We start from the raw sequence: 7,932 nt of genomic DNA, 5'->3' as shown, positions 1-7,932 counted from the left end.
GGCGTGGCCCAGCCCAAGAGCCTGTTCGGCATGATCCGCCACACGCACCAGCAAAGCCCTCAGCACACGGTGGTGGCCTATTCAGACAACGCCTCGGTGATGGAAGGCCACAACATTGAGCGCTTTGTGGCTAGAACCGGTGAGCAGGGTGCGGCTTACCAATCAGAACAAGCCCTGCACCATGTGCTGATGAAGGTGGAAACCCACAACCACCCGACCGCGATTTCGCCGTTCCCTGGCGCATCCACGGGCGCAGGCGGCGAGATCCGTGACGAAGGCGCGACCGGTCGCGGCTCCAAGCCCAAGGCGGGTTTGAGCGGTTTCACCGTGTCCAAACTTTGGGGGGGTATGTCCGACCAAGCGGGTGGCAAGCCCGAGCACATCGCCAGCCCGCTGCAGATCATGACCGAAGGACCGCTGGGTGGCGCGGCGTTCAACAACGAGTTTGGTCGCCCCAATTTGTTGGGCTACTTTCGTGAATACGAACAAACGGTGGACGGCGTGGTGCGTGGTTACCACAAGCCCATCATGATCGCGGGCGGTCTGGGTCAGATCGACGCCGAGCAAACCCAAAAGATCGAATTCCCGGCGGGCAGCTTGCTGATCCAACTGGGAGGCCCCGGTATGCGCATTGGCATGGGCGGCAGTGCGGCCAGTTCCATGGCCACCGGCACCAACGCGGCCGAACTGGATTTTGATTCGGTGCAGCGCGGCAACCCCGAGATCGAGCGCCGTGCGCAAGAGGTCATCAACCACTGCTGGGCGCAAGGGGCCCACAATCCAATTTTGGCCATCCACGACGTGGGTGCAGGCGGTTTGTCCAACGCCTTTCCTGAATTGACCCACGACGCGGGCCGTGGCGCACGTTTCGATTTGCGCGCCGTGCAGCTTGAAGAATCTGGCTTGTCGCCCAAAGAAATTTGGTCCAACGAAAGCCAAGAACGCTACGTGATGGCCATCGCGCCCGAGTCCTTGGCGCAGTTCAAAGCCTTTTGCGAACGCGAGCGCTGCCCGTTTGCCGTGATCGGTGTGGCGACCGACGAGCGCCAACTGGTGCTGGAAGACAAAGGCCAAGAATCACCCGTCGACATGCCCATGGACGTGCTGCTGGGCAAGCCACCCAAGATGCACCGCGATGTGAAGACCGTGGCGCGCCAGTCGCCCGCCATGGACTTGACTGGCGTGTCCTTGCAAAAGGCCGTGATCGACGTGCTGAGCCACCCCACCGTGGCTTCCAAGCGTTTTTTGATCACCATTGGTGACCGGGCCGTGGGGGGCCTGACGCACCGCGACCAGATGGTTGGCCCCTGGCAAGTGCCCGTGGCCGATGTGGCCGTGACCCTGGCCGACTACGCAGGCTTTGCCGGTGAAGCCATGAGCATGGGCGAGCGCACGCCGTTGGCCTCGCTCAACGCCGCTGCCTCTGGCCGCATGGCCGTGGCGGAGGCCATCACCAATTTGCTGGCCGCGCCGATTGAGCTGCCCCGAGTCAAGCTGTCGGCCAACTGGATGGCCGCTTGCGGCGAGCCGGGCGAAGACGCCGCGCTGTACGAAACCGTCAAGGCCGTGGGCATGGAGTTGTGCCCAGCGCTTGACATCTCGATCCCCGTGGGCAAAGACAGTTTGTCGATGCGTACGCAGTGGACCGACAACGGTCAGACACACAAGGTCACCTCGCCCGTGAGCCTGATCATCACCGCCTTTGCCAGCTTGCCCGATGTCCGTGGCACGCTGACTCCGCAGCTCGATGCGCTAGAGGGCGACACCAGCTTGTTGCTGATCGACCTGGGCCAAGGCCGCAACCGCATGGGCGGCAGTGTGCTGGGTCAGGTGTTGGGACAGTTTGGCGACCAGGTGCCTGACCTCGAAGACCCGCAATCTTTGGTCAGCCTGGTCCATGCCGTGAACGCCTTGCGCGCCAAGGGCCAAATTCTGGCCTACCACGACCGCAGCGACGGCGGCCTGTTGGCTGCTGTGGCCGAGATGGCTTTTGCGGGCCATGTGGGTGTGGCCCTCAATGTGGACATGCTGGTGACGGAGGGCGACGGCATCACCGACAGCCGCGCTGACCACGGCGACGCCAAGAATTGGGCAGGGCAGGTTAGCGCCCGCCGCGAAGAACTTACGCTCAAAGCCCTGTTCAGCGAAGAGTTGGGCGTGGTGCTGCAGGTGCGCACGGCAGAGCGCAATGCGGTGCTGCAAACCCTGCGCGAACACGGCTTGTCCAAGCACACGCATGTGATTGGCAAGACCCGTCCATCGAACTCCACCATCCAAAAAGGCGTAGGCGAACTCAGCATCTGGCGCGACACCAAAGAGGTGTTTGTCGCCAAGCTCCCAGACCTGCACCAGGTCTGGGACAGCGTGAGCTGGAAGATTTGCCAGCAGCGCGACAACCCGGCTTGTGCCGATGCCGAACACGCCGCCGCAGGTCTGGCCAGCGACCCCGGCATGCACGTGGCGCTGAGCTTTGACCCGGCCATCAATCCGGCAGAGAGCGTGGTCGCGCCATTCTTGAATTTGTCGCGCCCCAAAGTGGCCATCCTGCGCGAGCAGGGCGTCAACTCCCATGTGGAAATGGCCTACGCCTTCCACAAAGCGGGCTTCGAGTCGCACGACGTGCACATGACCGATTTGCAGTCTGGCCGTGCCCACTTGGCCGACTTTCAGGGCCTGGTGGCTTGTGGTGGTTTCAGCTACGGCGACACCTTGGGCGCAGGCATCGGCTGGGCGCGCAGCATCACCTTCAACCCGCAACTGTCCGAGCAGTTCAAAGGCTTCTTTGGCCGCACCGAGACCTTCGGTCTGGGCGTGTGCAACGGCTGCCAGATGTTTGCGGAACTCGCCGACATCATCCCCGGCGCGCAAGACTGGCCGCGCTTCACGACCAACCAGAGCGAGCGCTTTGAAGCGCGTCTGTCGATGGTCGAGGTGCTGGAATCGCCCAGCCTGTTTTTGCAAGGCATGGGGGGCAGCCGCTTGCCGATTGCCGTGGCGCACGGTGAAGGCTTTGCCAACTTCAAGCACCGGGGCAATCCAGCGCAGGCCATTGGCGCGATGCGGTTTGTGGACAACCATGGCCAAGCGACTGAGCAGTACCCGTTCAACCCCAATGGCAGCGCGGGCGGCCTCACGGCCGTGACCACTGCCGATGGACGTTTTACGGCCATGATGCCGCACCCCGAACGGGTGTTTCGCAACGTGCAGATGAGCTGGACGAGCGGCGATATCGCCGCCACCAGCCCTTGGCTGCGCGTGTGGCAAAACGCCCGCAAGTGGGTGGGCTAAGTCCGTGAACGCATGAAGTCCGACACGCCACGGCAGTGGTTCCCCCCTTCTCAACTGGCCTTTTACTTTGACCAGGGTGCTTGGTCGCGTGGCACCACGCTGTACCTGCAAAACAAGGTGATTTCTTCGCAGCTCACGCCCGACGGCGAAGGCTGGCGTTTGCAAGGCCAGGTGGAAGGCAGCGAGGCGCGTCCCTACACCGTGAACGCCGAGCTGCGCGTCAGCCCAGGCGGCAACCTGAGTGAATGGCGCAGCGGCTGCACCTGCCCGGTCGGGCGTTATTGCAAACACGGCGCGGCCTTGGGCATTTTGGCGTCCATGCAAGGCCTGGCTTTGCTCGACGAATGGGGCAGCGACGGGCCTTCGCCCGAGGTGCAGGTGCGCCGCAACCAGATGGAAAAAGAGCGGGCTCTGAGCCATGCCGAATACCAGGCCCGCGAATGGCTGACCCGGCTAGAAAACGCCAACGGTCCGGCCGCTTACAGCTTGCCCGGGGCCAGTCAGGACCAGTTTCTCTACCTGTTGTCGGTGGCCTATTTGGGGCACAAGCCCTTGTTCCACCTGAGCGTCAAGCGGGCCGCACAAAAGCGCAATGGCGAGTGGGCCAAACCCAAGAAAGTCAGCAACGAACCCTCGCCGCATGACCCGATCTGGGTCAGCAGCAGCCCGCTGGACCGGGATATTTTTGACCTGATGAAAGCCTGTCCGGCGGCCAGCAGTTTCAGCTCTTATGGGTTTCAGGGAGAGGTCAAACTGCACGGCATGCCCGGGCAACTGCTGCTCAAGCTGTGCAGCCAGACCGGCCGCCTGATGTCTGCCGAGGCGGCGGTCAGCCTGCAGTGGAGCGACGCTGCCGAAGCTTTGGTCGGCGCTTGGCAGGAAGTGCCTGCGCAAGACAATTTGCCCGGCGGCTGGAAGCTGAGCATGCAACCCCAGCGTGCGGGTGTGTTCTATGGCCTGAACGAGCCGCCTTTTTACATGGACACGCTGCAAGGCCACTGCGGCCCCCTGAATACACAAGGCCTGAGCGCCAACGAGCTGCAGGTGATGTCCAATGCGCCCGTGCTGCCTGAAAGCGTGGTGTTCAAGTTCCAGAACCAGTTGATGGCGCGTTTGGGGCCCGTGCCCCTGCCGCCCGTGATCGCGCAAACGCCCGAAATCCGGGATGTCCCAGCCCGTGCCGTGCTCGACATCGCACCGGTCCATCCCCGTGAGCGTGACACACACGGCCTGTTCATGGCCGAGTTGACCTTTGATTACGCCGGTCACAGCGGCTTTTGGACGGGGACCGCCCAACGCGTCCTGCTCGGTCATGGCACGCAAGCGCGCATGCTGGTGCGCGACTTGCCTGGCGAACTCAAAGCCTGGACCGCCTTGGAGGCCTTGGGCATGGTCGCTTTCGAAGGGAACATGCTGGGCTTGCCTCCCAGCAGATCTCAGCAGTGGTTGGAATGGCTGGAAACAGACTTCGCGCCCCTGCGCCAAGCGGGCCTGGACGTGCGGTTTGTATCAGGCGAGGTCACTTGGCTGCGCGAGGCCGACGATGTGCACATCGACCTGTCGGGCAACGCCGAAACGCCCGAAACTTCCCCCTGGTTTGATTTGTCGCTGGGCATGGACATCGATGGCCAGCGTGTCAACATCTTGCCTTGGGTGCCCACCATTTTGACGGCTTTGGCCCGCATCAGCGTGCGCAACGCCGAGGGAGAGAGCGCCACTTTGCCGCCGTTTTTGTACCTGCCCGAGCTGCAAGGCCAGGGCTTTGTGAAGTTGCCCACCGCCAAGATCGAACCTTGGCTGAACACCCTGATGGAGTTGGTCTCCGAGCGCGGACGCGATTGGAGCGGAGATGGGCTGCGCTTGTCACGCCTGGAAGCCTTGCGCACCGCCGCCTCCTTGGGCCAGGGTGTGGCCTGGGCGGGTGCCCAAAGCCTGATGAATTTGTTGCAGCAAATGCGTGGCCTTGAAAGCTTGCCCGAGGTGAGCGTGCCCACCAGTTTGCAAGCAACCTTGCGGCCTTACCAACATCAGGGCCTGAACTGGTTGCAGTTTTTGCGGCAGCACCAACTGGCCGGCATCCTGGCCGACGACATGGGCTTGGGCAAAACTCTGCAGACCCTGGCGCACATCCTGACCGAAAAAGAGGCTGGTCGCCTGACGCATCCGGCCCTGATCGTGGCCCCGGTGAGCTTGCTGGGCAATTGGCAACGCGAAGCGGCCCGCTTTTGTCCCAGTCTGCGCACCCACATTCACCATGGTCTGCTGCGGCATGGGGCCGCGCAAGACCTCAGTGGTTTTGACATCGTGCTCACGCCGTACTCTTTGCTGCACCGTGACCGCGAGCTGTGGCTGGCCACCGACTGGCATTTGCTGGTGCTCGATGAAGCGCAAAACATCAAGAACGCCAACACCCATGCGGCGCAAACGGTGGGCGACATCCCGGCCCGTCACCGCCTGTGTTTGTCGGGCACGCCCATGGAGAACCACTTGGGTGAGCTGTGGAGCCTGTTCCACTTTTTGATGCCCGGTTTTCTGGGCAGCCAAAAGCGTTTTGGTGTGCTGTTTCGCAACCCCATTGAGCGCCAGGGCAACAGCGAGAAAATGGACCAATTGCGCAAGCGCATCACGCCCTTCATGCTCCGACGCACCAAGGATGTGGTGGCCAGCGAGTTGCCACCGAAGATCGAAACCCTCATGCCGGTGCCCCTGCAAGGCAAGCAAGCCGATCTGTACGAAACCATCCGTTTGGGCATGGAAAAAACCGTTCGTGACGCCTTGAATGCGCAAGGTTTGGCCAAATCGCAAATCACCATTCTGGATGCGCTGCTCAAGCTGCGCCAAGTCTGTTGCGACCCGCGCTTGCTCAAATTGGGCGCGGCCAGCCAAGTGCAGCAATCGGCCAAACTCGAGCAGTTGCTCGACATGCTGCCCGAGATGGTGGCCGAGGGCCGCAAAATTTTGCTGTTCTCGCAGTTCACCCAAATGCTCAGCCTGATCGAGCAAGAGCTGCTGCGCTTGGGCATCCCCTGGGTCAAGCTCACAGGCCAAAGCAAAAACCGCGACACGATCATTGACCGGTTCACCAGCGGCGAGGTGCCGCTGTTTCTCATCAGCCTGAAAGCGGGCGGCGTGGGGTTGAACCTGCCGCAAGCCGATACCGTGATCCACTACGACCCGTGGTGGAACCCCGCTGTCGAAAACCAAGCCACCGACCGGGCCCACCGCATTGGCCAAACCCAAAGCGTGTGGGTGCTCAAACTGGTGGCCCAAGGCACCATTGAGGAACGCATGTTGGCCCTTCAAGAGCGCAAAGCCCAACTGGCGCAAGACATGTATTCGGGGGCGGTGCAGCGCAAAGAACCGCTGTTTGGCGAGTCGGACTTAAACGAACTCTTCAAGCCGCTGGGCTGAACAGGGGGCTTGGACATGCGGCCAAAATCCCTGTCTGTTCTCATGCTGGGGCTGTTGATCGCTTGCAAGCCTGATGTACCCGCCGTCGTGCCAATGTCGGCACATCCGGGCGCTTCGTCCTCCATTGCGCCTTCAGCGACTTACCCTGTGCCGGGCGGATGGTCGCCCACCGACCCCTTCGACGCCACTGTGCAAGAAGCGGCCCGCTTTGCGGTGCAAACTTTCGCGGTTCAAAACAAGGCGAGGGTACTTTACAAAGACGTGAAGCAAGCGCGCCAGCAAGTGGTGGCAGGTCTCAACTTTGAACTGCATCTCCAAGTGACAATGGATGGCACACCTCGTCAAGTCAAGGCCAAGGTGTGGCGGCAACCCGATGGTGCGTATAGCCTTGACTCGTGGAATTGGTTGGACTGATGCAGCGCTTTACGTGAGCGCCTGGATCGGTAATAATAATTTTATTACTCGGAGATGCCGCCATGACCACCACCGTCAAGTTACCAGACCCTCTTGAAAAATCCTTGCGCCAGCGCTGCGCCCAAGAAGGCCGCAGCATCAGCGAAGTCATGCGCGACGCCCTGACCGCCTACCTTGCCCAGCCTGCGGTTACCGCCTCGGCATTTGCATTGGGCGAGGGCGTTTTTGGGCGATTCAGTGGCCCGATGGATCTGGCCCAAAACCGCAAAAGCCAGTTGCTTGACGTTTGGGAGGACAAACAGGGGCGACGGACATGAGCGCCCAACTGGCCACCCCCCCGGAGGCTTTGACCGCGCAAGAACCGCATGCCCCGTTTTGGCATCAGCTGCCTGTGCAAGACGCCCTCATTGACAGCGGCCCCTTGTTGGCCTTGTTCAACCGCAGCGACAAATGGCACGCGCCCACCGTGGCCTGGTTGCAGGCCCACCCGCAAGTGCGCTTGCACAGCACCTGGCCTGTTTTGACCGAGGTGTGTGCCTTACTGGCACGGCGCATCCACAACGGGGCGGCGCTGGACTTTTTGCAATGGGTGCAGCGCGGCGCGGTGCAACTTGATGCGCCGGCCGACTGGAGCCTGACCAGCGTGCTGGCCATCTGCCAGCGCTTTGCCGACTTGCCGCTGGACTTGGCCGACGCCTCGGTGGCCGAAGCCGCCGAACGCCTGGGCATTCGCCACGTGGTGTCGATAGACCGAGACTTTGATGTCTACCGTGACGGCAAGGGCCAAGCCCTGCAAAACCTCTTGCGCTGACGCGCTTT

General features: G+C 62.0%; 5 protein-coding genes. All 5 read left to right on the top strand.

The genetic code is table 11. The annotated features are described in order from the left end of the window. Positions 1-3,288, top strand: a 3,288-nt coding sequence (purL, locus tag Q0O99_RS13810; RefSeq protein ID WP_293752518.1) for a phosphoribosylformylglycinamidine synthase, incomplete at its 5' end; no start/stop codon positions are given. Positions 3,289-3,300: 12 nt separating this feature from the next. Then, complete coding sequence (locus Q0O99_RS13805) at positions 3,301-6,699, top strand: DEAD/DEAH box helicase (protein WP_293752516.1); 3,399 nt, start codon at positions 3,301-3,303, stop codon at positions 6,697-6,699. Between the two features lie 15 nt (positions 6,700-6,714). Then, positions 6,715-7,113, top strand: a complete 399-nt coding sequence (locus tag Q0O99_RS13800) for a cystatin domain-containing protein (RefSeq protein ID WP_293752514.1) — start codon at positions 6,715-6,717, stop codon at positions 7,111-7,113. Between the two features lie 62 nt (positions 7,114-7,175). Next, entirely contained in the window at positions 7,176-7,430 is a 255-nt protein-coding gene (locus Q0O99_RS13795; RefSeq protein ID WP_293752512.1) for a CopG family transcriptional regulator, read from the top strand. Beyond that, complete coding sequence (locus Q0O99_RS13790) at positions 7,427-7,924, top strand: PIN domain-containing protein (protein WP_293752510.1); 498 nt, start codon at positions 7,427-7,429, stop codon at positions 7,922-7,924. The genes Q0O99_RS13795 and Q0O99_RS13790 overlap by 4 nt, the downstream gene beginning before the upstream one ends. Positions 7,925-7,932 lie beyond the last annotated feature (8 nt).

The organism is Limnohabitans sp. Rim8, assembly GCF_945901735.1.
Classification (GTDB): Bacteria; Pseudomonadota; Gammaproteobacteria; order Burkholderiales; family Burkholderiaceae_C; genus Limnohabitans_A.
Note: the sequence above shows the minus strand (reverse complement) of the source record. Positions and strands in the feature narration are given on the sequence as shown.

What these genes read in the sequence shown, in the direction of transcription:
- Q0O99_RS13805 (WP_293752516.1), top strand. Translation starts at nt 3,301, where the DNA reads ATGAAGTCCGACACGCCACGGCAGTGGTTCCCCCCTTCTCAACTGGCC.
- Q0O99_RS13800 (WP_293752514.1), top strand. Translation starts at nt 6,715, where the DNA reads ATGCGGCCAAAATCCCTGTCTGTTCTCATGCTGGGGCTGTTGATCGCT.
- Q0O99_RS13795 (WP_293752512.1), top strand. Translation starts at nt 7,176, where the DNA reads ATGACCACCACCGTCAAGTTACCAGACCCTCTTGAAAAATCCTTGCGC.
- Q0O99_RS13790 (WP_293752510.1), top strand. Translation starts at nt 7,427, where the DNA reads ATGAGCGCCCAACTGGCCACCCCCCCGGAGGCTTTGACCGCGCAAGAA.